The following is a 25,729-nucleotide window of genomic DNA, read 5'->3' as shown; positions in this document are numbered from 1 at the left end:
GTTAAATTTACGGATTTTAAGGGTGTACCTGCGCGACAACATTGATTAGTGTAAACGTATACACACCCTTTCCTCATTGGAGGTTTTAATGGTTTATCAGGCAAATCCGGCACGCTATCAGGCAATGGAATATCACCGCTGCGGCCGGAGCGGGCTGAAGTTACCGGCAATTTCGCTGGGCTTATGGCATAACTTTGGCGATGAAACATTACTGGAAACCAGCCGTCAGCTGCTGCGTCATGCGTTCGATCTCGGGATTACCCATTTTGACCTCGCCAATAACTACGGCCCACCGCCGGGGTCTGCCGAAAGCAATTTCGGTCGTATCCTGCGGGAAGATTTCCTTCCCTGGCGCGATGAGCTGATTATTTCCAGTAAAGCCGGTTACACCATGTGGGATGGGCCGTATGGCGACTGGGGTTCGCGCAAATACCTGATTTCAAGCCTCGATCAGAGTCTGAAGCGCATGGGTCTGGAATACGTCGATATTTTCTATCATCACCGTCCAGACCCGGAAACGCCGCTGGAAGAAACCATGCGCGCGCTGGATCACGTGGTCCGCCAGGGTAAAGCTCTGTACGTCGGTCTTTCCAATTACCCGGCAGACCGCGCCCGTGATGCGTTTGCAATTTTGCAGGATCTCGGCACGCCGTGTCTTATTCACCAGCCGAAATACTCAATGTTCGAGCGCTGGGTGGAAGACGGCCTGACGAATCTGCTTGAAGAACAGGGCGTGGGTTCGATTGCCTTTTCCCCACTCGCGGGCGGGCAGCTGACGGACCGCTACCTGAACGGCATTCCGGCGGATTCACGCGCCGCCAGCGGGAGCAAATTCCTGAGCGCGGATAGCATTACCGAAGAGAAAGTCGCTAAGGCGCGTAAACTGAACGAAATTGCGCAGCAGCGTGGGCAGAAATTGTCGCAGATGGCGCTGGCCTGGGTGCTGCGTGAGGACAAAATCACCTCGGTGCTGATTGGTGCCAGCAAGACGGCGCAGCTTGATGACGCGGTCGGTATGCTCAGTAACCGCCACTTCTCGGCGATGGAAATCACTGCCATTGACGCCATTTTGAACGGTACAAAATAACGCCATTTTTAGCAAATCGTGCTGCGACCTGGGATTTAGGAGTTGCTCCAATGCTGTGGGGTTGTAACACCTCGTAAGATTGCGTTAACAGGCCAAATAAGGCCCCGATCGTAAGGAGAAATTCATGTTCAGGTCACTGATTCTGGCTGCAGTTTTACTGGCGAGCGCCCCGATAGTGGCGAATGCAGGCGAACTCACCCTGATCCCATCGGTAAAATTACAAATTGGCGATCAGGATAATTACGGTAATCACTGGGACGGGGACCGCTGGCGCGACCGTGACTACTGGCGCCGTAATTACGAGTGGCGCGACGCGCGCTGGCATCGACATGACAACGGCTGGCATCGCGGTTGGGACAAACGTAACGCCTACGAGCGCGGCTACCGTGAAGGCTGGCACGACAGGAATGATCATCGTGGCGGCTGGGGTCGCGGTCCGGGCCGTGGTGATCACGGACACGGCGGGCATCACCATTAAAAAAAGCAGCCTGCGTGAAGTGACCTATCCAACAAATGGGGCTCACTTCATGCAGGCTGCTTTTTTATTGCCTGCTTCAACGCTAAATTACAGATCGAGCAGCGTGCCGACCAGCAGCCAACCATTCAACGCGACCACCAGCGCCACAATCACCCAGCCAGTCCGTTTTACCCAAAGTGTGTTGACCAGGTCGCCCATTAGTTTCGCATCGCTGGTAAACCGCAACAGCGGCACCAGTGCCAGGGCGATACCGAAGCTCAGCAGCACCTGACTCATCACCAGGATACGCGTTGGGTCCAGCCCCAGAAAAATGACCACAAACGACGGCAGCATAGTGACTGCCCGACGGACCCACAGCGGAATGTGAAAGCGAATAAAACCCTGCATAACAACCTGCCCGGCCAGCGTGCCGACCACTGTGGATGACAGCCCTGCGGCAATCAAACTCAGACCGAAAATAGTCGCTGCCGCGTGGCTGAGCAGGGGTTCGAGCGTCAGGTACGCCTGATCCAAATCGGTAATGCCGGTATGACCGCGGAAGTGAAACGCCGCTGCTGCCGTGGCCATCATCGCCAGATTCACAAACCCGGCAATGGTCATGGCAATCGCCACATCCCATCGCGTCGCGCTGTAGCGCTCCTGCCGCGAACCGCCGTGCAAGTGCTGTGTCAGCGACGAGTGCAGGTAAATTACGTGTGGCATGATGGTTGCACCCAGCACGCCCGCCGCGAGAAACACCGCTTCAGACGTCGGTAACGATGGGATAATCATCCCTTTCGCCAGTGGTGCCAGCGCGGGCTGCGAAAAAATCAGCTCGACGATGTACGCGGCTGCCACAAACAACAGCAGCCCGCCGATGATTTTCTCCAGCGGTTTTTGGCCACGCCGTTGCAGCATCAAAATCAGGAAGGTCGCAATCCCGGTCAGGACCGCGCCCTGGAATAACGAGATGCCGAGGATCAGCTTGAAACCAATCGCCGCACCAATGAATTCCGCCAGATCGGTTGCCATGGCGATAATTTCCGCCTGCACCCAGTAGAACCACACCAGCGGGCGCGGGTAGTGGTCACGAATTTGTTCCGCCAGATTTTTACCGGTGGCAATCCCGAGTTTGGCCGACAGCACCTGAATCAGCATCGCCATCAGGTTCGCCCACACCACCACCCACAGTAGCTGATAGCCGTAGCTGGCCCCTGCCTGAATGTTGGTGGCGAAGTTCCCCGGATCGATATAGCCAATGGCAGCTATGAACGCAGGCCCCATTAATGCAAACCGCATCTTGCGCGCTGCGCGACTGCTGCTACTCTCAACGCGACTGTTTGTCATTTTCTGCCTCAGAAATATAGCCTTTGCTATGTTTCATGCTATCAAAATGAGAATGATTATCAAGTTCATTTAGCAAGGTGATAATAATTTCTTTGATAGACAAGAACGATAGCCGGGGGAACAAATATCAGCCATGTTATCGGGTAGAGTAACGTCAGGATGATTCAATCGTCAGATTAGTACACTAACTCAACTTTTAATACCTTTACATAACATAACGGTTTTGTATGGTTGATCACCTTTTTTGAGTTTGCTCACAGGATTAACCGATAGTGCGGCGTAGATCTCGTTTTCTTTTAGCTTGTTGCATAGAATGTGCACGGAAATTTAACCTGCCTCATATTTGGAGCAAATATGGACCGCGTTCTACACTTTGTCCTCGCGCTTGCTGTGGTTGCGATTTTGGCTTTGCTGGTCAGCCACGATCGTAAAAAGATTCGCATTCGCTATGTTATTCAATTACTTGTCATTGAAGTTCTGTTGGCCTGGTTCTTCCTGAACTCTGATGTCGGCCTGGGATTTGTGAAAGGATTCTCCGAGATGTTCGAAAAACTTCTCGGATTCGCTAATGAAGGGACAAATTTCGTCTTCGGTAAAATGAACGATGAAGGTCTCGCATTCTTCTTCCTGAAGGTGCTTTGCCCGATTGTATTCATTTCCGCACTGATTGGTATTTTGCAGCACATCCGTGTTCTGCCGATTGTTATTCGCGCTATCGGTACCGTGCTGTCTAAAGTCAACGGTATGGGGAAACTGGAGTCATTCAACGCGGTTAGCTCCCTGATCCTCGGTCAGTCCGAAAACTTCATCGCTTATAAAGACATTCTCGGCAAGATGTCGCGCAACCGCATGTACACCATGGCGGCGACCGCAATGTCTACCGTTTCGATGTCCATCGTCGGCGCGTACATGACCATGCTCGACCCGAAATTTGTGGTTGCAGCACTGGTGCTGAACATGTTCAGTACCTTCATCGTTCTGTCGCTTATCAACCCGTATCAGGTTGATAAGAGTGAAGAGAACCTGCAGATGTCTAATCTGCACGAAGGTCAGAGCTTCTTCGAAATGCTGGGTGAGTACATTCTGGCTGGCTTCAAAGTAGCGATCATCGTTTCCGCTATGCTGATTGGCTTTATCGCTCTGATTGCTGCGCTGAATGCGCTGTTCTTCACAGTGACCAGCTGGTTTGGCCACGGTATCTCCTTCCAGGGCATTCTGGGCTATATCTTCTGGCCTGTTGCGTGGGTGATGGGCGTTCCTGCTCATGAAGCTCTGCAAGTCGGCAGCATCATGGCAACCAAAATGGTATCTAACGAATTCGTTGCAATGATGGATCTGCAGAAAATTGCCAGCACGCTCTCTCCGCGCGCGGAAGGCATCCTGTCCATCTTCCTGGTTTCCTTCGCCAACTTCTCTTCCATCGGCATCATCGCCGGTGCGATTAAAGGCCTGAACGAAGAACAGGGTAACGTGGTTTCACGCTTCGGCCTGAAACTGGTTTACGGTTCGACGCTGGTGAGCGTGCTGTCCGCATCCATCGCCGCACTGGTTCTGTAAGTCAGTCAGCAAGAGGTTAAAAGCCGGGATATTCCCTAATGCCGATCGTTTAACGATCAGTTGACCGATCCGGTGGCTGGTGTAAAAAGGGTTCATGTTCATCATGGACCCTTTTTTAATGGAACTTTCACAAGCCCCCGGCATTATCAATGTCACCTCGCCTGAGCACGCCCGCAGCCTTTCTGACCTCATTCCCGCTGAACTTATCCAGCAGGCGGCCCATCCGAAATGGCACGGTCTGAATCTGTTCGCCGTGGATGGCGTGGTCTGGCGGACGGCAGATACCCCGGAAAACAATGCCGCTTTCAGCAGACCTGTCGGGCGAAACGGTGTCGGTGGCTACCCGCAGGTCCGGATGGTCTGCCTGACGGAGCTGAGCAGCCATCTGATCAACGCCAGCGCCTTTGACAGCTGACAGAACACCAGAACCAAGTTTTGCCCAAAGGGCAACGACATAAACCAGGTATTCGTTACGGTAAACGCCAAAATCAGCGGCAGCACCGCGTAGCGACCAAACAGCAGCAGCATCGACAGAATGACGCACAGCGGTAGCCAGGCAAGATAAATGGCGTTGCCATCTATTACGGTTTCCGGCGACAGAAAACGGGCCATTGGAATCGAGAAAATACTTAAGATCAGCGCCAGCAGAAACTTTTTGGCAGAGGCGTTATTTTTCAACACCCTATTGGTTTGGGGAGGATTCCGGCTGGGCACATAACGGCAACAGGGAAATATTATGTTTATTAATTGAGCGGAGAAAACTCCCGGCGCAATAAAGGCCCTGTTGTTTATATGGAATTTAACATCCAGGTATGTTTTAACATCAACAGGTCGCTTTCTTACAATTTCACGGGCGCAGAAAAGCAAAAACCCCCGCCGAGGCGAGGATTTGAATTTTGGTGGAGCTAAGCGGGATCGAACCGCTGACCTCTTGCATGCCATGCAAGCGCTCTCCCAGCTGAGCTATAGCCCCACAATTTTTACTTCACGTTCCAAATCTGTTGGGTGCAGAATTTGGTGGAGCTAAGCGGGATCGAACCGCTGACCTCTTGCATGCCATGCAAGCGCTCTCCCAGCTGAGCTATAGCCCCGTAACGTAAAGCGTGTCGTGTTGACGGGCGGCATAATATGAATTCCCTTGCCAGGTGTCAACGTCAAAATGTTCACCTCTATTTCAATCGATGAAAAAGCATGCAACTAAATGACATTGCGTACGTTCTCGCAATCAGGAGTTAAACGCGTCACGTTTTCACGTTAAAGGATGCTATAACATGAACCTTTAATTCCCACACAGGCACTCAGGAAATAGCATGCTCAAGGAACGAATGACGCCGGAGGAACTTGCCCATCTAACCGGTTATAGCCGACAAACAATCAATAAATGGGTACGCAAAGAAGGATGGCAAACGTCACCTCGTCCGGGTGTTCAGGGCGGCAAAGCACGTCTCGTGCACGTCAGTGATGACGTCCGTGAATTTATACGCAGCGCTCAGCGCGCCGCTGATTTCTCAGGCGGAGCACATCATCCCGCAGAAGACGGCTTTGATTCCCTTCTGCTGTCGCTCGCAAAAGAAATGTCAGACCACGAGCAAAAAGAGCTGACCAGCCTGCTGCTGCGCGAAGGCATCACCGGTCTGCTTCTCCGCCTGGGTATCCGTACGCAAGGACAGTGATGAACATACTTCACAGCAAAATGACTACGCAGGAGCTGGCGAACTGTGTGGGTGTGGCCAAACAGACAATCAATCGTTGGATCCGGGAACAAAACTGGATAACGGAGTCGATCCCTGGCGTGAAGGGTGGCAGAGCGCGTCTGATTCATATCACGCCAGAGGTCAGAGATTTTCTCGCCACCACCCCAAAACTGCGTCACCTTAAGCTTTCCTTGCAGGCAGCCGAACCCAATTATAGCTACCACACGCAGGACAACGATCCCGTCTGGCGGAAAATTCAGGAAGTATTAGTAATGATGGAGCCTGATGAGAAACAGCGTTTGCAGACGCTGCTGGTGCGGGAAGGGTTAAGCGGTTTTCTACGGCGACTTAGCATCGCGAACGAAAGCGCATAAAGAAACGGCAGGCCTGAGCCTGCCGTTTCTTATTCCAGCCTGTTACTGCTGGCTTTCACGCTCAGCAATAAACGCCAGCGCTTTATTGATACGCGCTACGCTACGGCTCTTACCAATCGCATGAACGGTGACATCCAGGCCCGGAGACTGACCGGCACCGGTGACGGCTACACGCAGCGGCATCCCGACTTTACCCATGCCCACTTCCAGCTCATCAGCGGTTGCCTGAATCGCGTGATGCACGTTTTCTGCGGTCCACTCAGTGATGGATTCCAGTTTATCGCGCACCACTTCCAGAGGCTGACGAGCCACCGGACGCAGGTGTTTCTTCGCCGCATCGGCATCGAACGCATCAAACTCTTCATAGAAGTAATGGCAGCTTGCCGCCATCTCTTTCAGCGTTTTGCAACGCTCACCCAGCAGGGTCACCAGCTCAGACAGCTGCGGGCCATTGCGGGTATCGATGTTTTCCTGCTCGATGTGCCACTGCAGATGGGTCGCAACATATTCCGGCGCCATCGAATTAATATAGTGGTGGTTCAGCCACTGCAGTTTTTCGGTATTGAATGCACTGGCAGATTTGCTTACTGCACCCAGAGAGAACAGTTTGATCATCTCTTCACGGGTGAAGATTTCCTGATCGCCGCTGGACCAGCCCAGACGCACCAGGTAGTTCAGCAGTGCTTCTGGCAGATAACCGTCATCGCGATACTGCATTACGCTCACCGCGCCGTGACGCTTGGAAAGCTTTTTGCCGTCGTCGCCGTTAATCATCGACACGTGCGCATACACCGGTACCGGCGCGTTCAATGCTTTCAGAATGTTAATCTGACGCGGGGTGTTGTTGATATGGTCTTCGCCACGGATAACGTGGGTGATTTCCATATCCCAGTCATCAACCACAACGCAGAAGTTGTAAGTCGGGGAACCGTCGGTACGGCGGATGATCAGATCATCCAGCTCCTGGTTGCTGAATTCGATTGGGCCACGGATTTGGTCGTCAAAAATAACGGAACCGTCTTGCGGGTTAGCAAAACGCACCACGCACGGTTCATCATCAGCATGATGCTCATGACCGTGGCGACAGCGGCCGTCGTAACGTGGCTTCTCGCCGTTGGCCATTTGTTCTTCACGCAGGGCTTCCAGGCGCTCTTTCGAGCAATAGCACTTATATGCAGTGCCCGCGACCAGCATCTCATCAATGACCGCATTATAGCGATCGAAACGTTTGGTCTGGAAATACGGGCCTTCGTCCCACTCCAGGCTCAGCCAGTTCATGCCATCCATAATTGCTTCGATGGCTTCCGGCGTAGAACGCTCGAGATCGGTGTCTTCAATACGCAGCACGAACTCACCATCGTGGTTGCGAGCAAAAAGCCAGGAGTAAAGAGCAGTACGCGCACCGCCGACGTGCAGATAGCCTGTCGGGCTTGGCGCGAAGCGAGTTTTGATTTTCATGAAATGGCCTTACGTTTAGGACGTTGCCGACAGCCGGCGGATCCTTAATAAAAATATTCGCAATATTCTATCACTCCCACCTGAATCCTCAACGTTCATCCCTGTGAATCGCTGCGCTTAGCTTATTTTGTTTATAAATCATGCACCGCGGAACGATTTGCGATCGTTTTGTTTAATTTTACGACGAACAAACAAAATCTTTGGAAAAGGCGTTGACTCATTTTCAACTCTCCCTATAATGCGACTCCACACAGCGGGGGTGATTAGCTCAGCTGGGAGAGCACCTCCCTTACAAGGAGGGGGTCGGCGGTTCGAACCCGTCATCACCCACCACTACTTTTGTAGTCTCCGCCGTGTGAAGCAGTAAATGTAAGAAATTGAGAAGTGGGTGATTAGCTCAGCTGGGAGAGCACCTCCCTTACAAGGAGGGGGTCGGCGGTTCGATCCCGTCATCACCCACCAATTTCTCGCCAGCGCGTTTCTTACATGAAGTACCGAAGTGGGTGATTAGCTCAGCTGGGAGAGCACCTCCCTTACAAGGAGGGGGTCGGCGGTTCGATCCCGTCATCACCCACCACTTCGGGTCGTTAGCTCAGTTGGTAGAGCAGTTGACTTTTAATCAATTGGTCGCAGGTTCGAATCCTGCACGACCCACCAATGTGGAAAGGCGCCCTAAAGGCGCCTTTTTGCTATGCACGATTCGTGCAGAATGAGAACCTGCGGCAGGTTCGAGTCGAACGCAGTGAGACAGCGGAGCCGCTTGCGGCGGCGACCCGAAGGGCGAGCGAAGCGAGTCATCCTGCACGACCCACCAATGTGGAAAGGCGCCCTAAAGGCGCCTTTTTGCTATGCGTGATACTCACTACGCTTGTTTACTTCCCCCCTCAAGCTATACATCTGCCTGCCGATAACTCTATTTTCCGTATTGAAAGGAACGCATGATGGCGGCAATTTCGTTACCCTCTTCTTCTGCTCCCGGTCTGCAAACGACAACCGTTACCGCCAGTCCGCAGGGCACTGACGCGTCTTCGCAAATCACGCGTATCACTCAGCAGATAACCAAACTGACCCAGCAGCTGAAAACCATTGCTGACGGCGGCGGTGATGCGGATGAAAAGCAGAAGCAGGCGGAGATGATTCAGGAGCAAATCACTATGCTTGAAGCGCAGCTGGCGCAAATCCAACGCCAGCAGGCCGAAAAAGATCAGGCGCAAGCGACGCCTTCAACTCCGGCCACCGGGGTAAACAATCCGTCGGATGATCATCAGATTGATATTTATGTCTGATACAGGGGGTCGTGGGCACGGGCGGCGGTAAGCGCCTGGGCCTGTTGCCCGACGACATCCCACAAAGCCTGTGCCGCGGTCGAAAGCGAACGGTTTTTACGTCTCGCCAGCATCAATTGCCGATCAACAACTGGCGTCAGACGTTTAACCATCAGCTGACTGCCCTGTGGCAACGGTAGCGCCAGCGCGGGTAAAATGCTGATCCCAATTCCGGCTTCGACCATCGGGAAGAGCGTCGCCGGATGCCCAATCTCCTGCACAATATTGGCCTCGATAGCATAATGCGCGAGTGCAGCGTCGATCAGAGGTCGGCTGCCTGACGCATAATCCTGCAACACCATCCTGGTCCCCTGCAACGCCTGCCACTCAACGCTTTGAAGCCCGGAAAAAGGATGATCGCCGCGGCACAACACAAAAAACGGCTCTGACAGAATCGGTTCACACTGCAAATCCCCCACCGCACCCGGGTCTATCACAATCCCAAAATCCACTTCCCCCTGACGAATACTCTCCAGCACCCACCGCTGCGGTCGGTCGTGAAGCACAAAATCAATTTCAGGATAACGCTGATTACTGGCCGCGATGCACTGCGGGATCAGATGCGCCGAAATGGTCTGACTGGCCGCCACCCGCACGGTGCCGGCGAGCTGCTGCCCGACGCGTCCGGCTTCACGCAGAGTACTGTTCAGCTCGTCGAGCAAACGCTCAAGCCGAATTGCCAGCTGCTGCCCGGCTTCGGTCAGTACCACTTCTCGCGTGGTGCGGTCGAGCAGCTTTACGCCGGTCTGATGCTCCAGCTCTTTCACACTGTGACTCACCGCCGACTGGCTCAGGCCAATCATCTCCCCTGCCCGGCTAAAGCTTTTGGCGCGGGCAACGGTAATAAACACTTTCAGCTGACGCAGGGAATAATTCATCTGTTTAATTCATCAATGGATGCAATAAATCAATTTTATTTCTCAAAGCAGAGAAAGCACAATAGCAACATCGACTTTCAGGAGTGTTTATGAAACTTTTCCGCATTCTCGACCCTTTTACACTGACGCTGATTAGCGTCGTTCTGCTGGCTTCCCTGTTTCCCGCTCGCGGCGGATACGTGCCTTTCTTTGAAGGCCTGACCACCGCCGCCATTGCACTGCTGTTCTTTATGCACGGCGCCAAACTCTCTCGCGAAGCGATTATCGCCGGCGGCAGCCATTGGCGACTGCACATCTGGGTAATGTGTAGCACCTTCGTGGTGTTCCCCGTACTCGGCGTGCTTTTCGCGCTCTGGGCGCCCATCAATGTCGATCCGACCCTGTATAACGGCTTCATCTATCTGTGCATTCTTCCCGCGACCGTGCAGTCTGCTATTGCATTTACGTCTATGGCGGGCGGCAACGTCGCGGCGGCAGTGTGTTCAGCATCGGCATCCAGCCTGCTCGGGATTTTCGTTTCGCCACTGTTGGTTGGGTTACTGATGAATCTGCACGGTGCGGAAGGAAGTTTTGAACAAGTCGGCAAAATCATGCTGCAACTTCTGCTCCCGTTCGTGCTTGGCCATCTGTCTCGTCCATGGACCGCCGCCTGGGTGTCGCGTAATAAGAAGTGGATTTCGAAAACGGACCAGACGTCGATTCTGCTGGTCGTTTACTCCGCCTTCAGTGAAGCGGTGGTCAATGGAATCTGGCACAAGGTTGGCGTAGGGTCGCTGCTGTTTATCGTGGTGGTGAGCATCGTGCTGCTGGCGATTGTGATTGCCGTAAACACGTTTGTGGCGCGTAAAGGCGGTTTTAACAAAGCCGATGAGATTACGATTGTGTTCTGTGGTTCGAAAAAGAGTCTGGCCAACGGTATCCCGATGGCCAATATTCTCTTCCCGACTGCCATGATCGGAATGATGGTGCTGCCGCTGATGATTTTCCATCAGATCCAGCTGATGGTCTGCGCGGGACTGGCGCGTCGCTACAAACGTCAGACTGACGCACTCCAGGCCAAAAACGCCGTTGACGAGGCGAAAGCTTAACGGCTGCGCTTCAGGGGCTGAACCAGATGGGTCAGCCCCTCCGTTTTAATCAGCAGCGTGATGGCCATCAGTTCCCCGAGCCGCCCGGCGGGAAATTCATCCTTACGGGCAAACCACAGCAAATATTCCTCCGGTACATCAATCAGCATCCGGCCTTTGTATTTACCAAAAGGCATCTCGGTGTTGGCGATTTCAATCAGCTGCTCTTTTTCCACGTTACACTCCTAACAGGCGCAGCATTTCCGCTTCGTCGATAACGTCAATGCCAAGCTCTTGTGCCTTCACAAGCTTCGAGCCCGCGGCCTCACCGGCAATCACCAAATCGGTTTTCTTCGATACGCTGCCCGCCACTTTCGCCCCGAGTTCAACCAGACGCGCTTTGGCATCGTCACGTGACATCTGACTCAGGCTACCAGTCAGTACCACGGTTTTCCCGGCGAACGGGCTATCAATCTCTTCGGCATTGATGACCACTGGCGCAGGCCAGTGAACACCTTCTGCCTGAAGCTGTTGGATAACGTCGCGGTTACTCTCTTCGGCAAAGAAGTTGAACACATGGGTAGCGACGACAATCCCGACGTCCTGCACCTTTTGCAGATCCTCAATGGAGGCCGAAATCAGTGCCTCCAGTGTGCCGAAATGCGCCGCCAGACCTGCGGCTGTCGCTTCACCCACTTCACGGATACCGAGCGCATACAGGAAACGCGCGAAAGTCGTTTCTTTCGATTTTTCCAGCGCGCTGACCACGTTCTGCGCCGATTTAGGCCCCATGCGATCGAGTCCGGTTAGCTTGCCTGCGGTCAAACGGAACAGATCCGCCGGCGTATGGACGTACTCTTTCTCGACCAGTTGATCGATAATTTTGTCCCCCATGCCGTCAACATCCAGCGCCCGACGCGAAACAAAGTGCTTCAATGCTTCTTTGCGCTGCGCCCCGCAAATCAAACCACCGGTGCAGCGGGTAACGACTTCACCTTCCACGCGCTCGACGTCAGACCCGCAAACAGGACAATGTGCAGGAAACTCCACGACACGCGTATCATCCGGGCGCTCTGACAGCACCACGTTTACCACCTGCGGAATGACATCCCCGGCGCGGCGGATAACCACCTTATCGCCAATACGCAGGCCCAGACGTTCAATTTCATCGGCGTTATGCAGCGTGGCGTTACTCACCAGTACGCCAGCGACCTGCACCGGCTCCAGACGCGCCACGGGCGTAATGGCTCCGGTGCGCCCGACCTGGAATTCCACATCGCGCACAAAGGTCATTTGTTCCTGCGCGGGGAATTTAAACGCCACAGCCCAGCGCGGCGCACGCGCCACAAAGCCCAGCTGTTCCTGAAGCTCCAGCGAATCAACCTTAATAACCACGCCGTCGATATCAAACCCGAGCGTTGGGCGGTCTTCTTCTACCTTGTGGTAGTAAGCGAGCACTTCCTCAGGAGAACTGCACAACTTCACGCGGTTGCTGACCGGCAGGCCCCAGGATTTAAACTGCTGCAAACGGCCAAGATGACTGCCCGGCAGTTCGCCGCCTTCCAGCACTCCTACACCGTAGCAGAAGAAAGTAAGCGGTCGCTTCGCGGTGACGCGCGGATCAAGCTGACGCAGTGAACCTGCCGCCGCATTACGCGGGTTAGCAAACAGTTTGCCGCCGGTACGACGCGCGTCTTCGTTGATTTTCTCGAAGCCCGCCTGCGGCAGGAACACTTCGCCGCGCACTTCCAGACGCGCAGGAATATTGTCGCCACGCAGCTTCAGCGGAATCGCACGGATGGTGCGCACGTTGGCAGTAATATCTTCGCCGGTGGTACCGTCGCCGCGCGTTGCCGCCTGAATCAGTACGCCGTTTTCATACAGGATACTGACGGCAAGGCCATCAAGCTTCAGTTCACAGCAGTAGGTCAGCGCATCGGTGCTTTTCAGTCGGTCCTGCACGCGCTTGTTAAAGGCGACAAAACTCTCTTCGTCGAAGACGTTATCCAGCGACAGCATCGGCACTTCATGGCGAATCTGGCTGAACGAAGTCAGCGGCGCGGCGCCTACGCGCTGCGTTGGCGAATCAGAGGTAATCAGCTCAGGGTGTTGCTGTTCCAGCTCGCGCAGTTCGCGCATCAGGCGGTCGTATTCGGCGTCCGGCACTTCCGGCGCATCCATTACGTGATAGAGGTATTCGTGATGGCGAAGCGTGGTTCGCAGTTCAGTCAATTGTTGTTCGATTGGTTCCATATCCCACCATCAATGATAAAAAACCCCCGACAGGCGGGGGTTCAGGAAGGGGTGTGATACGCCGGGCGTTTATGCGTTGGCGTCTTTCACTTCGCGGATACGATCCTGATACTCACGCACCTTCTGCGGGGTGATCATTCGGCGCTGATCGTCCAGCACCACACCACCGACTTCATCCGCGATGTACTGCGCAGATTGCAGCATCAACTTGAAGTTTTGTAGCTCGTCACCGTAAGACGGCACCTGCATGAAGATGGCCACGCCAGGCGTTTGCATGTCGACCATGTTTTCCGGGTCGAATGTCCCCGGCTTCACCATGTTCGCGAGGCTGAACAGCGCCGGGCCACCGCCGCCAGGATTCAGATGGCGATGGTAAATATTCATGTCGCCGAAGACGAAACCGGTCTGCTCAACGCTGTTACGCAGCAGTTCACCATTGATATGCGACCCTTGATGCGCGGCAACGCTCAAGGCGATAACCGTCTCCTTGCGCTCCTGTTTCACCGGCTGCGGCTCTGCAACAGGCTCAGGCTGAGCAATTGGCTGCTGAGCAACAGGCTGCTCTACCGACGCAGACTGATGGGCATGCGGCTGTGGTACAGGCTGCTGTGGCGCCTGAGGCTGCTCCGGCTGCTGATACTGAGGCACAACGGGCTGCTGCGGGGCAACAGGCTGTTGAACAGGCTGATGCTGTTCCGGGGCCTGATGAACCGGCGGCTGTTGACGCACAGGCTGTTGCTGCGGCTGAGGTGGCTGACGTACCGGCTCTTCCTGGCGAATGGGCTGCTGCGGTACCTGACGCTCGTAAGGCGGCTGGTACTGATGCTGCGGCGCCTGGCGGTTAGCGTCTTGCTCACCGGCGTGTACGTTTTGGGCAGGGTTCACCCGGTGAACACGAACTTCACCTACGCCTTCAACCTCGTCATCGAAGCTGTCGTCGTCCGACTCATCGTCGTTACGCGATTTCATGCGTTTCATTGGGCGATCGCGGAACATCGAAGAACGTTCTTTGCGACTGGTCCAGAAACCGTGAACCAGCAATGCAATTATGGCGATCGCGCCAACAATGATTAATATCAGACGCAAATCCTGCATCATTATATTCTCTGTTGTTCTAACACCTTGCCACCACGGCAAACATTTACTCACTAAGAGTATTTGCCCATTACCTCAAGTGCAAGTGCGTACCAGGAATTCGGAGCATAAAGATGAACCAAATCGTGCTTTTTGCTGTTTTTTCGAACATTTCCTAACTGGATATCGTCTGGCAAGCCGATAATATAGGCGCGCAATGACCAGGACTTTTCTAAAAGGAGTATCACCTGACCATGGTTTCAACCTCTGCACCCCGTAGTGGGGTTTACTACTTTTCACAGGGCTGGAAACTGATCACCCTGCCGGGCATTCGCCGTTTCGTGATTCTGCCTTTGCTGGTGAATATCGTGCTGATGGGCGGCGCGTTCTGGTGGCTGTTTAGCGAACTCGGTAACTGGATCCCGGCGTTGATGGGCCATGTACCTGACTGGCTGCAATGGCTGAGCTATTTGCTGTGGCCGATTGTGGTGCTTTCCGTTCTGCTGGTTTTTGGCTACTTCTTTTCAACCATCACTAACTGGATTGCCGCCCCGTTCAGCGGCCTGCTGGCTGAGCAGCTCGAAGCGCGGCTGACGGGCGCCACTCCGCCCGATACCGGCGTGCTGGGCGTGATGAAAGACGTGCCGCGCATCATGAAGCGCGAATGGCAAAAACTGGCGTGGTATTTACCGCGGGCATTGATTCTGCTGGTACTGTACTTCATTCCGGGTATTGGCCAGACCGTCGCGCCGGTACTGTGGTTCCTGTTCAGTGCCTGGATGATGGCCATTCAGTACTGCGATTATCCCTTCGATAACCACAAAGTGCCGTTCAAAACGATGCGTGAAGCCCTGCGCGCTCGCAAAGTCACCAATATGCAATTTGGTGCGCTGACCAGCCTGTTCACGATGATCCCGGTGCTGAACCTGGTCATTCTGCCCGTCGCCATTTGCGGGGCCACCGCCATGTGGGTGGATTGCTATCGCGACAAGCACGCGCTCTGGAAGTGATTGTCATCTGTATATAAAAGTAAATGAAGGGGTGGCGAATGCCATCCCTTATTCCATACTGATAACCTTTATTTCACATCAGCATATCGATATACGAAAACTTTCCTTCCGCATCATGAGCATCCGCGTATGCTGGTGTCGTTCCCAAATTTCATACAGTTAAGGACGGGCTATGAGTAAGATTTTTGAAGATAACTCGCTGACAATCGGTCATACGCCGCTGGTTCGACTGAACCGAATCGGTAATGGACGCATCCTCGCGAAGGTGGAATCACGCAACCCAAGCTTCAGCGTCAAATGCCGAATCGGGGCCAACATGATTTGGGATGCCGAAAAACGCGGCGTACTGAAACCGGGTATCGAACTGGTTGAACCGACCAGCGGTAACACCGGGATTGCACTCGCTTACGTTGCCGCTGCGCGTGGCTACAAGCTGACGCTGACCATGCCAGAAACCATGAGCGTTGAACGTCGCAAGCTGCTGAAAGCGCTGGGCGCGAATCTGGTTTTGACCGAAGGCGCGAAAGGCATGAAAGGTGCCATTCAGAAAGCCGAAGAAATTGTGGCGGACAATCCTGAAAAATTCCTGTTGCTGCAGCAATTCAGCAACCCGGCCAACCCGGAAATCCACGAGAAAACGACCGGCCCAGAAATCTGGGAAGACACCGACGGTCAGGTCGATGTCTTTATCTCGGGAGTGGGCACCGGCGGCACCTTGACCGGCGTAACGCGCTACATCAAGGGCACCAAAGGCAAAACCGACTTGATTAGCGTCGCGGTTGAACCGACCGACTCACCGGTTATCACCCAGGCGCTGGCTGGCGAAGAGATCAAACCAGGCCCGCACAAAATTCAGGGTATCGGCGCGGGCTTCATTCCGGGTAACCTTGATCTGAAACTTATCGATCGTGTCGTCACCATCACCAACGAAGAAGCCATCTCTACCGCACGTCGCCTGATGGAAGAAGAAGGCATTCTGGCAGGCATATCTTCAGGTGCAGCGGTCGCTGCAGCGCTGAAACTGCAGGAAGATGAAACCTTTACCAATAAGAACATTGTGGTTATCCTACCGTCCTCAGGTGAGCGTTATTTAAGTACCGCATTGTTTGCAGATCTCTTTACGGAAAAAGAATTGCAACAGTAATGCCAAATGTAAAAATATGACGAAAAAAGCACCCGATAGGGTGCTTTTTTGTGGCACAGGTCATACTTTTGGTTCGCCCGGCATTGCTTCCCCCCGTCGGGTCTGGTATTTAACCATCACAATTATTTTGATGCGCGAAATTATTCAATTCAGGATTTCCGCTTGCTGAATCGATTTTATGATTTGGTTCAAATCTTGCTTTCGCGGCATAATGTTTAATGACGAGCTAAATGTCACCGGCCAGAAGTGCCTGCCAGGATTGCGTCAGACCTTCTGTATCGCTTTCGTATCCGCCGGCGCTAATCTATACAGGCTAAAGTGTAGCCGCCAGGCTAGACTTTAGTTCCACAACACTAAACCTATAAGTTGGGGAAATATAATGTTCCAGCAAGAAGTTACCATTACCGCTCCGAACGGTCTGCACACTCGCCCTGCCGCTCAGTTTGTTAAAGAAGCTAAAGGCTTCGCTTCTGAGATCACCGTGACCTCCAACGGCAAAAGCGCTAGCGCTAAAAGCCTGTTCAAACTGCAGACTTTGGGTCTGACCCAGGGCACCGTAGTGACCCTCTCTGCAGAAGGCGAAGACGAGCAGAAAGCAGTTGAGCATTTAGTTAAGCTGATGGCTGAACTCGAGTAAGTTCAAGAGTTCTTTTTAAAATCAGTCACAAGTAAGGTAGGGTTATGATTTCAGGCATTTTAGCATCCCCGGGTATCGCTTTCGGCAAAGCATTGTTGTTGAAAGAAGATGAAATTGTCATCGACCGGAAGAAAATTTCTGCTGATAGCGTCGACCAGGAAGTTGAACGCTTTCTGAGTGGTCGCGCTAAGGCGTCCGCGCAGCTGGAAGCGATTAAAACGAAGGCTGGCGAAACGTTCGGCGAAGAAAAAGAAGCCATCTTCGAAGGCCACATTATGTTGCTGGAAGATGAGGAGCTGGAGCAGGAAATCATAGCCCTGATTAAAGATAAGCACATGACTGCTGATGCAGCAGCGCATGAGATTATCGAAGGTCAGGCGACTGCTCTGGAAGAGCTCGATGATGAATACCTGAAAGAACGTGCGGCAGACGTACGTGACATCGGTAAGCGCCTGATGCGCAACATCCTCGGTCTGGCAATTATCGATTTAAGCGCTATTCAGGACGAAGTTATCCTGGTCGCGAAAGATCTGACGCCTTCTGAAACCGCACAGCTGAACCTGAACAAGGTGCTGGGTTTCATCACCGATATCGGTGGCCGTACTTCCCACACCTCAATCATGGCGCGTTCCCTTGAATTGCCAGCGATCGTGGGCACCGGCAGCGTCACCACTGACGTGAAAACCGGCGACTATCTGATCCTCGATGCGGTTAACAACAAAGTTTACGTTAACCCGACTAACGACGAGATCGAAGCGCTGCGTAAGATTCAGACTCAGGTTGCTGAAGAGAAAGCTGAACTGGCAAAACTGAAAGACCTGCCAGCGATCACTCTCGATGGCCACCAGGTTGAAGTCTGTGCCAACATCGGTACCGTTCGTGATGTCGACGGTGCAGAGCGCAATGGCGCTGAAGGTGTCGGCCTGTATCGTACAGAATTCCTGTTCATGGACCGTGACTCGCTGCCAACTGAAGAAGAACAGTTCGCTGCGTATAAAGCCGTTGCTGAAGCCTGTGGCTCTCAGGCGGTCATCGTCCGCACCATGGACATCGGCGGCGACAAAGAGCTGCCGTACATGAACTTCCCGAAAGAAGAGAACCCGTTCCTGGGCTGGCGTGCAATCCGTATCGCTATGGATCGTAAAGAGATCCTGCGTGACCAGCTTCGTGCCATCCTGCGTGCTTCCGCTTTCGGTAAACTGCGCATCATGTTCCCGATGATCATCTCTGTTGAAGAAGTGCGTGCACTGAACAAAGAGATCGAAATCTTCAAACAGGAACTGCGTGACGAAGGTAAGGCATTTGACGAAACAATCGAAGTTGGCGTGATGGTGGAAACACCTGCGGCCGCGACCATTGCCCGTCATCTGGCCAAAGAAGTTGATTTCTTTAGTATCGGAACCAATGATTTAACGCAGTACACCCTGGCGGTTGACCGTGGTAATGATATGATTTCGCATCTCTACCAGCCAATGTCTCCTTCTGTCCTGACGCTTATCAAGCAAGTTATTGATGCTTCTCATGCTGAAGGCAAGTGGACTGGCATGTGTGGTGAGCTTGCGGGCGATGAACGTGCTACACTTCTGTTGCTGGGTATGGGTCTGGACGAATTCTCTATGAGCGCCATTTCCATCCCGCGCATTAAGAAGATTATCCGTAACACGAACTTCGAAGATGCGAAGGTTTTAGCAGAGCAGGCTCTTGCTCAACCGACAACGGACGAGTTAATGACGCTGGTTAACAAGTTCATTGAAGAAAAAACAATCTGCTAATCCACGAGATGCGGCCCAAATTACTGCTTAGGAGAAGATCATGGGTTTGTTCGATAAACTGAAATCTCTGGTTTCTGATGATAAGAAAGACACCGGAACTATTGAGATTGTTGCCCCGCTCTCTGGCGAGATCGTCAACATCGAAGACGTGCCGGATGTTGTTTTTGCTGAGAAAATCGTGGGCGATGGCATTGCTATCAAACCGACCGGCAACAAAATGGTTGCGCCGGTTGATGGTACTATCGGTAAAATCTTTGAAACCAACCACGCGTTCTCAATCGAGTCCGACAGTGGCATTGAGCTGTTCGTTCACTTCGGTATTGATACCGTTGAACTGAAAGGCGAAGGTTTCAAACGTATCGCGGAAGAAGGCCAGCGTGTCAAAGTTGGCGATCCGGTTATCGAGTTCGATCTGGCACTGCTGGAAGAGAAAGCTAAGTCTACCCTGACTCCGGTTGTTATCTCCAACATGGACGAGATCAAAGAGCTTATCAAACTGTCCGGTAGCGTGACCGTGGGTGAAACTCCGGTTATCCGCATCAAAAAATAATTGATGCCGCATGGATAGAAAAATGGCGCCTTCGGGCGCCATTTTTGTTTCTGTCGTTGAGGGTTATCGCGGCGGAAGAATCAGTTCGTCATACCCTTTCTCGAGGGTGTAAGCCATCACCTCAACGACACGACTTCCCGCTAAATGCACGGCCTCCTGCAACGTTTTCCCCTGCACTACCGCGCTGATTAACTCCGAGCAGAACAAATCGCCCGTTCCTTTCAAATCAGTCGCCACGCGGGGCCAGCCACTGATATCCACGCTGTCTGCTATCACCAGCACCACGTGAATGTCATTATCGTCCGCAACCGGTGCGCTGGTAATGGCCACCCATTTCAGCGTCTCAGACAGCAGGCTTTTTGCTGCGGCAATCGCCTCGTCCAGCGTCTCGCACGGTTTGCCGCTCAGCACGCCAAGCTCGAACACGTTTGGCGTAATGCCCTGCGCCAGCGGCAACAAATGTTCGCAGTACGCTGCCGGAATTTCTGGCTTCACGTACACGCCGCTGTCGGTATCGCCGATCACCGGGTCCACCAGAATCATCATTTGTGGATGCTTTTCGCGCATCGCTTTCAGCCACTTGGCCAGAATCGCAATTTGACTGGCGCTGCCCATGTAGCCTGTGGTCACCGCTTTCAGTTCACGCAGCGCATCACGCTCTTCGAGCGCGCGCAAATAACCGCTGAACCACTCATCAGGTATCACGCCACCGTAAAAGGTATCGTAATGCGGCGTATTGCTGAACAATACCGTTGGCACCGCCAGTACGTTCAGATGGTGCTGTTTGATATTCGGTACCGCCACGCTGTTACCAACACTGCCGTACACGACCTGAGACTGCACGGCCACAATATCGGCCTGCTGCGCCCGGGTTTTATCCCGGAATAGAATCATTTCCATGACCGTTAAATCCCCGCCCCCTGACTGTAACTCTCTTCACCGAACACGCCGGTCGATAAATACCGATCGCCGCGATCGCAGATAATCGCCACCACCACCGCGCCCGGATTGGCCTTCGCCACCCGCAGCGCACCGGCAACCGCACCACCGGAACTCACACCGCAGAAAATACCTTCCCGCACCGCCAGTTCACGCATGGTATTTTCCGCATCACGCTGATGAATATCCATGACCTCATCCACCAGAGAAGCATTAAAAATGCCCGGCATGTATTCCGCAGGCCAGCGGCGAATGCCCGGAATACTGCTGCCCTCTTCCGGCTGTAGCCCCACAATAGTCACGCTTTTATCCTGCTCGCGCAGAAAACGCGACACCCCGGTAATAGTGCCGGTGGTGCCCATGCTGGACACGAAATGCGTTATCCGTTGCTCAGTTTGCTGCCAGATTTCAGGCCCGGTGGTGGTGTAATGCGCAAACGGGTTATCCGGATTATTAAACTGGTCGAGCAATTTGCCTTCGCCACGGGTAGCCATTTCCAGTGCTAAATCGCGTGCGCCTTCCATGCCCTGCTCTTTGCTGACCAGAATCAGTTCAGCCCCGTAGGCGCGCATCGCCGCCCGGCGCTCCTGGCTCATATTGTCGGGCATCAGCAGCTTCATGCGATAGCCCTTCAGCGCGGCGATCATCGCCAGCGCAATGCCGGTATTGCCACTGGTGGCTTCAATCAGTACGTCGCCCGGTTTAATTTCACCGCGTTTTTCCGCCTGCACAATCATTGATAGTGCGGCACGGTCTTTCACCGACCCCGCCGGATTGTTGCCTTCCAGTTTGACCCAGATTTCACTGCCGTTATCAGGCGTGAGACGCTGGAGTTTAACTAATGGTGTGTTGCCGATGGTTTGTTCTAATGTATTCACGTTCCGGTCCAGACTTGCAAAGAAAAAGCGGCCACGCGGGCCGCTTGCTCAGTGTGATGCCGTTAAGCTATCAGTCTGTGTAAGTCAGGTCTACCGATTCATCAGGCAAATACTCCACCCGATATTCTCCCGATCCGCAGTGCGCCGACCATTCACCGTTATCGTGAGCAAAATTCAACGAGCCGCCGGTGATAATTTCCCTGGCCGCAGGCAGCTTAACGGTCGCCGTGGTGTTCGCCGGAATGCGGAACGTCAGCACCACACGCCCTTTTTTCGCCTGCCAGTTCACCGCGATATCACCATAAATCGACTGATAGCGCGCGTCCATCCAACTCAGGCCACCACCGGGCAGTGGCGAAATCACCACATGCTTAAACCCCGGAGCTGTTTCGTCCGCCTCAATGCCCGCCACGGTGCGATACAACCATTCGCCCACCGCACCGTAGGCATAGTGGTTGAACGAATTCATGTCCGGACTCCACATCGAACCATCGGGTTTGATGCCGTCCCAGTGCTCCCAGATGGTAGTGGCCCCGGCTTTTACCTGATACAGCCACGACGGGAAATCGTCCTTCAGCAACAGCGACCAGGCTTCTTTTGGATGTTGATTCTGGCTCAACGCGTGGCAGAAATAGGGCGTGCCGAGGAAACCGGTGACCAGATGCCCGCCATGCTCGTGCAGCAGTTCCACCAGCCGATTCGCCGTGCGTTCACGCAACGCGTCCGGCACCAGATTGAAACACAGCGCGAGAATATACGCGGTCTGGGTCCGGGCGGTCATATCCCCATCGGCAGTGAAGAATCGCTGACGGAAGCGTGCCACAATCCGTGCATGCAATGCATCGTAATAACGATGATCTTCTGTGCGTTCGAGTACCTTTGCCGTTTTCGCCAATAGCTGGGTGGAATTGGCGTACCAGGCCGTGCAAATCAGGTCTTCCGGCGTGGCGCCGAAATAACTGCCCTCTTGCGCATCCAGCGCCACCCAGTCGCCGAACTGCAATTTGTAGCGCCAGATATCGTTGTCCGCATGGGCCTGCATAAAATCGACCCAACCTTTCATGCTGGCGTACTGACTTTCCAGCACCCGTTTGTCGCCGTACATCAGATACAGCGTCCACGGGTTGATCACCGCAGCGTCAGCCCAGCCCGTCGCGGAATGCGTGCCCCCTTCCGCGAGAAACTTATCCTGGTCACAGTGTCCGGTGAGAATGTCGGGAATGACGTGCGGCACACCGCCTTCCGGGGTTTGATCGGCTTTCAGATCAACCAGCCACTTGGCAAAGAAGGTCTGGGTTTGCATCAGATAGCTCGCCGTCCGGCAAAATATCTGCGCATCACCGGTCCAGCCCAGGCGTTCATCACGCTGCGGGCAATCGGTCGGCACATCAACAAAGTTACTTTTCAGTCCCCAGAGGATGTTGTGGTGTAGCTGATTTAACTCCGGATTTGAACAGGAAAAATGCCCGGTAGCGGCCATATCAGAATGGATAACAATGGCGGTAAACTGGTTCAGGTCCAGCTCGCCCGGAAATTCTTCCACCTTCACATAGCGGAAACCCTGCCAGCTAAAGCGCGGGTGCCAGGTTTCATCCCCTTCGCCTTTCAGAAAATATTCCGTGGTCTGTCTGGCGGTGCGCAGGTTGTCGAGATACACGTTGCCGTTGGCGTCCAGCGTTTCAAAGTGGCGCAGCACCACTTTATCGCCCGCATTGCCACGCACGCGAAACTCTACCCAACCACTCATGTTCTGACCGAAATCGAGAACCTTATCGCCCTGCGGCGTAATAATTAGCGCCTTCGCCGCCAGCCGTTCCATCTGGCGAACCGTCCCCGCGCCCTGAGCCTTCAGCGTATTTTTATCCCACTCGACGACGCTGACCGCCCGCCATGACCCATCGCTAAAACCAGCTTGATTCCAGCCCTCCTGAATCCGACGTGCATCGAACCGCTCTCCGTCGTATATCTCAGCAAATTCACGTGCGGAATCGCTGCCTCGCCATGAACGATCGGAGCCGACGACTTGCTGCGAACCGTCGTCATACTGAATCACCAGTTGGCACAACAGCGCGGTTTGCTCGCCGTAATAGTTACGATGGCGGCTAAAGCCCATATCGCCTTTGAACCAACCCGCGCCCAGCTCCGCGCCGATGACATTCTCACCCTGATTCAACAGGCCGGTGACGTCATAGGTTTGATACAGCAAATGATGGCGATAGCTGGTCCAGCCCGGCGTCAGTTCATCGTTGCCAACACGTTCGCCGTTCAGGAACAACTGATACATTCCCAACGCCGTGGCGTGCACCCAGGCAGCGGCAATCGTTTTAGGCTGCGTTAATGAAAAGGCTTTACGCAACAGCGTCGCGTTAGACTTCGCACTATCTGCTGGCGTTTCCGCCGAAATAAACTCCCCTTGCCATGGCGAGCCGAGCAACCCGGTGACGAATGTCGCCGACGGGCTCCATTCGCTGCATTCCCCGTGATTGTCAGTAATGCGGACCCGCAGGTGATAGCGGGTTGACGACAGCAGTGCCGCGTCGCCGAGATCGATGTTATTGGACTGCGCGCTGACCACCTCTGCGCTGTCAAACATCAGCGATGAAAAATCGGCGGTCAGACTGCACTGTAAATGCCAGGAGTGCTGCACAACATTGCGCCTGTCGCTGTCAATTTTCCAGCCGATAATGGGCAAGCGATCGACACCGTTTAAGGACGCTTCACCGTCTAGCGTGATTTGACTGACTGAAAGCATAATCAAAGACTCCTTGCGTAATTGAGATTAATTCGGGGTAGTGGTCTGGGCCGCAGCGGGCAGCGGGCGATATGTCGCCGGGGAGATAATTTCGGCCTCACTGGAAAATTCATTACGTGGTTTGCCGTGGAAACACAGCCAGCCGATAAACATGCCCGACGCCACAATGGTGGTCAGCAGGCTGTAGAGAATGACCGGCCCGGCATCGAGCAGAACCGGCGTGACAAACGCTAATACGCCGCAGGTCAGGCGCGCCAGTCCAACAATCGCGCCCTGCCCAGTGGCGCGCAACATGGTAGGAAACGACTCCTGGGACCAAACCTTCATCATCCCTTCAAAGGCCATCCCGCTGCCGACGGCGGTAAACAGCAAGCAACAGAACCAGGACGTTGGAGAGAAATTCAGCAGCACCGGCATAAGGAATCCACCGGCGAAAAAGCAGGCTCCGATGATAAACACCGGCATTCGATTTTTGGTGTCCACCATCTTCATAAACAGCAGGCCTGAAAGCACGCCCACCGGCATAACCAGCAGGTTCCACAGCGCATTTTTTTCAACGCTGATCCCCACCACATTCACCGCGACATACGCCCCGAACTGCCCTCCGGTATTGGCCGCCAGATTGGTGAACATGTAAAACAGGCATAGCGCGATAAACGGCCACAGATATTTGCCGCGAAACAGGTCGGCGTAAGAATTTTTTTGCGCACGCACGGTGGCTTTTCCGCCCTGGCGTTCTTTATGGGCCACGAGCCACATCGGTGATTCCGGGAGTGACCAGCGTAATATCAGCAGCACTCCGGCCACGAGGCCGACATGCAAATAGAGAATTTGCGCCCCGGTTTTGCCCCAGCCACCCGCCAGGGCTGAAATCGCCATGGTGGTGCAAATGCCCGCAAACCACAGCAAATTCGACAGGCCGATAATTTTGCCGCGATTTTTATCCGTAGCGGCCTCTGAAATCGTCGCCAGGGAAACGGGAAGATCGGCCCCGGTTGCTAATCCGACAAAAATCGTGCCGATAAGTAATGCGGAAAAAGACGAACTGAATGCCAAAAGCAATGTGCCAATCACCACCATTACCATCGTAATAATAAACACTTTGCGCCTGCCGTAATAATCGCCAAGGCGACCGCCAAAAAATGCACCCAGTGCAATACACAGAGTCAGCACCCCGGAAAGCACGCCAATTTCTGCAGCAGTTGTTCCGAGTGTTTTTTGATAAATAACCAGAGCAGTGCCATTAGAAACAATCGCGGCCGAATCAATATAAGAAGCCATACCGGAAACCACCCCGACATACCAGGGGTTCGGTTGTTTAATATCAGGCATAACAGACACTCCATTTATGTTATTGGATTAATTCACGAACTCCTGAATTAAAAACGTTGGGTATCAATTTCTAAAAATAAAAACCCGCAGCCAGATACTATAAAAACGGCTGAAATAAATTCATATAATACGATTGCGACAAAT

General features: G+C 53.6%; 24 protein-coding genes, 6 tRNA genes, 1 other RNA gene and 1 pseudogene. 18 read left to right on the top strand and 14 right to left on the bottom strand.

The features are described 5' to 3' along the window. The first annotated feature begins 88 nt into the window (after nucleotides 1-88). Together mgrA and MUU47_RS16035 are read left to right on the top strand one after the other, a co-directional pair. On the top strand, nucleotides 89-1,087 hold the full coding sequence (gene mgrA / locus MUU47_RS16040) for an L-glyceraldehyde 3-phosphate reductase (RefSeq protein ID WP_258989139.1): 999 nt from the start codon (nucleotides 89-91) through the stop codon (nucleotides 1,085-1,087). 124 nt (nucleotides 1,088-1,211) lie between these two features. Beyond that, complete coding sequence (locus MUU47_RS16035; RefSeq protein WP_258989138.1) at nucleotides 1,212-1,565, top strand: DUF2502 domain-containing protein; 354 nt, start codon at nucleotides 1,212-1,214, stop codon at nucleotides 1,563-1,565. 87 nt (nucleotides 1,566-1,652) lie between these two features. Here the strand turns inward: MUU47_RS16035 and MUU47_RS16030 are convergent, their stop codons facing one another. Together MUU47_RS16030 and MUU47_RS23610 are read right to left on the bottom strand one after the other, a co-directional pair. Continuing rightward, on the bottom strand, nucleotides 1,653-2,891 hold the full coding sequence (locus MUU47_RS16030; RefSeq protein WP_258989137.1) for an Nramp family divalent metal transporter: 1,239 nt from the start codon (nucleotides 2,889-2,891) through the stop codon (nucleotides 1,653-1,655). Next, nucleotides 2,872-2,928 carry a hypothetical protein gene (locus MUU47_RS23610; protein ID WP_420805094.1) on the bottom strand — a complete coding sequence of 19 codons (57 nt, stop codon included), beginning with the start codon at nucleotides 2,926-2,928 and terminating at the stop codon, nucleotides 2,872-2,874. The genes MUU47_RS16030 and MUU47_RS23610 overlap by 20 nt, the downstream gene beginning before the upstream one ends. A 317-nt stretch (nucleotides 2,929-3,245) precedes the next feature. Between MUU47_RS23610 and MUU47_RS16025 the strand changes: the two genes are divergently transcribed. After that, nucleotides 3,246-4,448 (top strand): NupC/NupG family nucleoside CNT transporter, encoded by a 1,203-nt coding sequence (locus MUU47_RS16025; RefSeq protein ID WP_125354152.1) that lies wholly within the window; start codon nucleotides 3,246-3,248, stop codon nucleotides 4,446-4,448. 118 nt (nucleotides 4,449-4,566) lie between these two features. Further along, a pseudogene (locus tag MUU47_RS16020) lies at nucleotides 4,567-4,860 on the top strand (hypothetical protein); the annotation flags it as partial. Here the strand turns inward: MUU47_RS16020 and MUU47_RS16015 are convergent. The 3 genes from MUU47_RS16015 to MUU47_RS16005 all read right to left on the bottom strand — a co-directional run bounded on the left by MUU47_RS16015 (nucleotide 4,788) and on the right by MUU47_RS16005 (nucleotide 5,539). Further along, the gene (locus MUU47_RS16015) at nucleotides 4,788-5,060 is read right to left on the bottom strand and encodes an MASE1 domain-containing protein (RefSeq protein ID WP_258989395.1); all 273 of its coding nucleotides are present in this window, start codon (nucleotides 5,058-5,060) and stop codon (nucleotides 4,788-4,790) included. The pseudogene MUU47_RS16020 and the gene MUU47_RS16015 sit on opposite strands and share 73 nt — an antisense overlap. A gap of 285 nt (nucleotides 5,061-5,345) precedes the next feature. Then, nucleotides 5,346-5,421 (bottom strand) — tRNA-Ala (locus MUU47_RS16010). Nucleotides 5,422-5,463: 42 nt separating this feature from the next. Continuing rightward, nucleotides 5,464-5,539 (bottom strand) — tRNA-Ala (locus tag MUU47_RS16005). Nucleotides 5,540-5,758: 219 nt separating this feature from the next. On the opposite strand from MUU47_RS16005, the gene MUU47_RS16000 reads away from it, so the two are divergent. Together MUU47_RS16000 and MUU47_RS15995 are read left to right on the top strand one after the other, a co-directional pair. Beyond that, nucleotides 5,759-6,121: a YfeC-like transcriptional regulator gene (locus tag MUU47_RS16000; protein WP_258989136.1), complete on the top strand. Its 363-nt coding sequence runs from the start codon at nucleotides 5,759-5,761 to the stop codon at nucleotides 6,119-6,121. Continuing rightward, a complete protein-coding gene (locus MUU47_RS15995; protein ID WP_258989135.1) occupies nucleotides 6,121-6,516 on the top strand; it encodes a YfeC-like transcriptional regulator in 396 nt (131 codons plus the stop codon). The genes MUU47_RS16000 and MUU47_RS15995 overlap by 1 nt, the downstream gene beginning before the upstream one ends. A 42-nt stretch (nucleotides 6,517-6,558) precedes the next feature. Here the strand turns inward: MUU47_RS15995 and gltX are convergent, their stop codons facing one another. Further along, a complete protein-coding gene (gene gltX, locus MUU47_RS15990) occupies nucleotides 6,559-7,974 on the bottom strand; it encodes a glutamate--tRNA ligase (RefSeq protein ID WP_258989134.1) in 1,416 nt (471 codons plus the stop codon). Between the two features lie 257 nt (nucleotides 7,975-8,231). Here gltX and MUU47_RS15985 point away from each other — a divergent pair. The 6 genes from MUU47_RS15985 to MUU47_RS15960 all read left to right on the top strand — a co-directional run bounded on the left by MUU47_RS15985 (nucleotide 8,232) and on the right by MUU47_RS15960 (nucleotide 9,260). Beyond that, nucleotides 8,232-8,307 (top strand) — tRNA-Val (locus MUU47_RS15985). 53 nt (nucleotides 8,308-8,360) lie between these two features. Next, nucleotides 8,361-8,436 (top strand) — tRNA-Val (locus MUU47_RS15980). A gap of 39 nt (nucleotides 8,437-8,475) precedes the next feature. Further along, nucleotides 8,476-8,551 (top strand) — tRNA-Val (locus tag MUU47_RS15975). A 4-nt stretch (nucleotides 8,552-8,555) separates the two neighbouring features. After that, nucleotides 8,556-8,631, top strand: a tRNA-Lys gene (locus tag MUU47_RS15970). Between the two features lie 31 nt (nucleotides 8,632-8,662). Continuing rightward, nucleotides 8,663-8,788: non-coding RNA, RtT sRNA (locus MUU47_RS15965), on the top strand. A 127-nt stretch (nucleotides 8,789-8,915) separates the two neighbouring features. Next, nucleotides 8,916-9,260 (top strand): FlxA-like family protein, encoded by a 345-nt coding sequence (locus MUU47_RS15960; protein ID WP_258989393.1) that lies wholly within the window; start codon nucleotides 8,916-8,918, stop codon nucleotides 9,258-9,260. Here MUU47_RS15960 and MUU47_RS15955 read toward each other — a convergent pair. Next, complete coding sequence (locus MUU47_RS15955; protein ID WP_258965459.1) at nucleotides 9,251-10,177, bottom strand: LysR family transcriptional regulator; 927 nt, start codon at nucleotides 10,175-10,177, stop codon at nucleotides 9,251-9,253. The genes MUU47_RS15960 and MUU47_RS15955 overlap by 10 nt on opposite strands. Nucleotides 10,178-10,266: 89 nt before the next feature. On the opposite strand from MUU47_RS15955, the gene MUU47_RS15950 reads away from it, so the two are divergent. After that, nucleotides 10,267-11,265: a bile acid:sodium symporter family protein gene (locus tag MUU47_RS15950; protein WP_258989133.1), complete on the top strand. Its 999-nt coding sequence runs from the start codon at nucleotides 10,267-10,269 to the stop codon at nucleotides 11,263-11,265. On the opposite strand, the gene MUU47_RS15945 is transcribed toward MUU47_RS15950, so the two are convergent. From MUU47_RS15945 to zipA, 3 genes are all read right to left on the bottom strand, one after another. Next, on the bottom strand, nucleotides 11,262-11,480 hold the full coding sequence (locus MUU47_RS15945) for a DUF3820 family protein (protein WP_125353576.1): 219 nt from the start codon (nucleotides 11,478-11,480) through the stop codon (nucleotides 11,262-11,264). The genes MUU47_RS15950 and MUU47_RS15945 overlap by 4 nt on opposite strands. Nucleotide 11,481: 1 nt before the next feature. Beyond that, complete coding sequence (gene ligA, locus MUU47_RS15940) at nucleotides 11,482-13,497, bottom strand: NAD-dependent DNA ligase LigA (RefSeq protein ID WP_258989132.1); 2,016 nt, start codon at nucleotides 13,495-13,497, stop codon at nucleotides 11,482-11,484. Nucleotides 13,498-13,566: 69 nt separating this feature from the next. After that, on the bottom strand, nucleotides 13,567-14,595 hold the full coding sequence (gene zipA, locus MUU47_RS15935; protein WP_258989131.1) for a cell division protein ZipA: 1,029 nt from the start codon (nucleotides 14,593-14,595) through the stop codon (nucleotides 13,567-13,569). Nucleotides 14,596-14,825: 230 nt separating this feature from the next. Here zipA and cysZ point away from each other — a divergent pair, with 230 nt between their 5' ends. The 5 genes from cysZ (at nucleotide 14,826) to crr (ending at nucleotide 19,684) form a co-directional block, all read left to right on the top strand. Continuing rightward, nucleotides 14,826-15,581, top strand: a complete 756-nt coding sequence (gene cysZ, locus MUU47_RS15930; protein ID WP_258989129.1) for a sulfate transporter CysZ — start codon at nucleotides 14,826-14,828, stop codon at nucleotides 15,579-15,581. 172 nt (nucleotides 15,582-15,753) lie between these two features. Continuing rightward, nucleotides 15,754-16,725, top strand: a complete 972-nt coding sequence (cysK, locus tag MUU47_RS15925; protein WP_258989128.1) for a cysteine synthase A — start codon at nucleotides 15,754-15,756, stop codon at nucleotides 16,723-16,725. 379 nt (nucleotides 16,726-17,104) lie between these two features. After that, entirely contained in the window at nucleotides 17,105-17,362 is a 258-nt protein-coding gene (ptsH, locus tag MUU47_RS15920; protein ID WP_110509083.1) for a phosphocarrier protein Hpr, read from the top strand. A 44-nt stretch (nucleotides 17,363-17,406) separates the two neighbouring features. Beyond that, nucleotides 17,407-19,134, top strand: coding sequence for a phosphoenolpyruvate-protein phosphotransferase PtsI (gene ptsI / locus MUU47_RS15915; protein WP_110509081.1), 1,728 nt, complete (start codon nucleotides 17,407-17,409; stop codon nucleotides 19,132-19,134). Between the two features lie 40 nt (nucleotides 19,135-19,174). Further along, the gene (gene crr / locus MUU47_RS15910; RefSeq protein WP_110509079.1) at nucleotides 19,175-19,684 is read left to right on the top strand and encodes a PTS glucose transporter subunit IIA; all 510 of its coding nucleotides are present in this window, start codon (nucleotides 19,175-19,177) and stop codon (nucleotides 19,682-19,684) included. Nucleotides 19,685-19,747: 63 nt separating this feature from the next. Here the strand turns inward: crr and pdxK are convergent, their stop codons facing one another. The 4 genes from pdxK to MUU47_RS15890 all read right to left on the bottom strand — a co-directional run bounded on the left by pdxK (nucleotide 19,748) and on the right by MUU47_RS15890 (nucleotide 25,585). Then, nucleotides 19,748-20,584, bottom strand: coding sequence for a pyridoxine/pyridoxal/pyridoxamine kinase (gene pdxK, locus MUU47_RS15905; RefSeq protein ID WP_258989127.1), 837 nt, complete (start codon nucleotides 20,582-20,584; stop codon nucleotides 19,748-19,750). 5 nt (nucleotides 20,585-20,589) lie between these two features. Continuing rightward, entirely contained in the window at nucleotides 20,590-21,501 is a 912-nt protein-coding gene (gene cysM, locus MUU47_RS15900) for a cysteine synthase CysM (protein ID WP_258989126.1), read from the bottom strand. Nucleotides 21,502-21,571: 70 nt separating this feature from the next. Beyond that, nucleotides 21,572-24,253 (bottom strand): glycoside hydrolase family 78 protein, encoded by a 2,682-nt coding sequence (locus tag MUU47_RS15895; protein WP_258989125.1) that lies wholly within the window; start codon nucleotides 24,251-24,253, stop codon nucleotides 21,572-21,574. Between the two features lie 27 nt (nucleotides 24,254-24,280). Continuing rightward, nucleotides 24,281-25,585: an MFS transporter gene (locus MUU47_RS15890; protein WP_258989124.1), complete on the bottom strand. Its 1,305-nt coding sequence runs from the start codon at nucleotides 25,583-25,585 to the stop codon at nucleotides 24,281-24,283. Nucleotides 25,586-25,729 lie beyond the last annotated feature (144 nt).

Origin of the sequence: Scandinavium hiltneri, from assembly GCF_024764835.1 — a bacterium.
GTDB lineage: Bacteria > Pseudomonadota > Gammaproteobacteria > Enterobacterales > Enterobacteriaceae > Scandinavium > Scandinavium hiltneri.
This window is presented reverse-complemented; position numbering and strand designations above follow the sequence as displayed.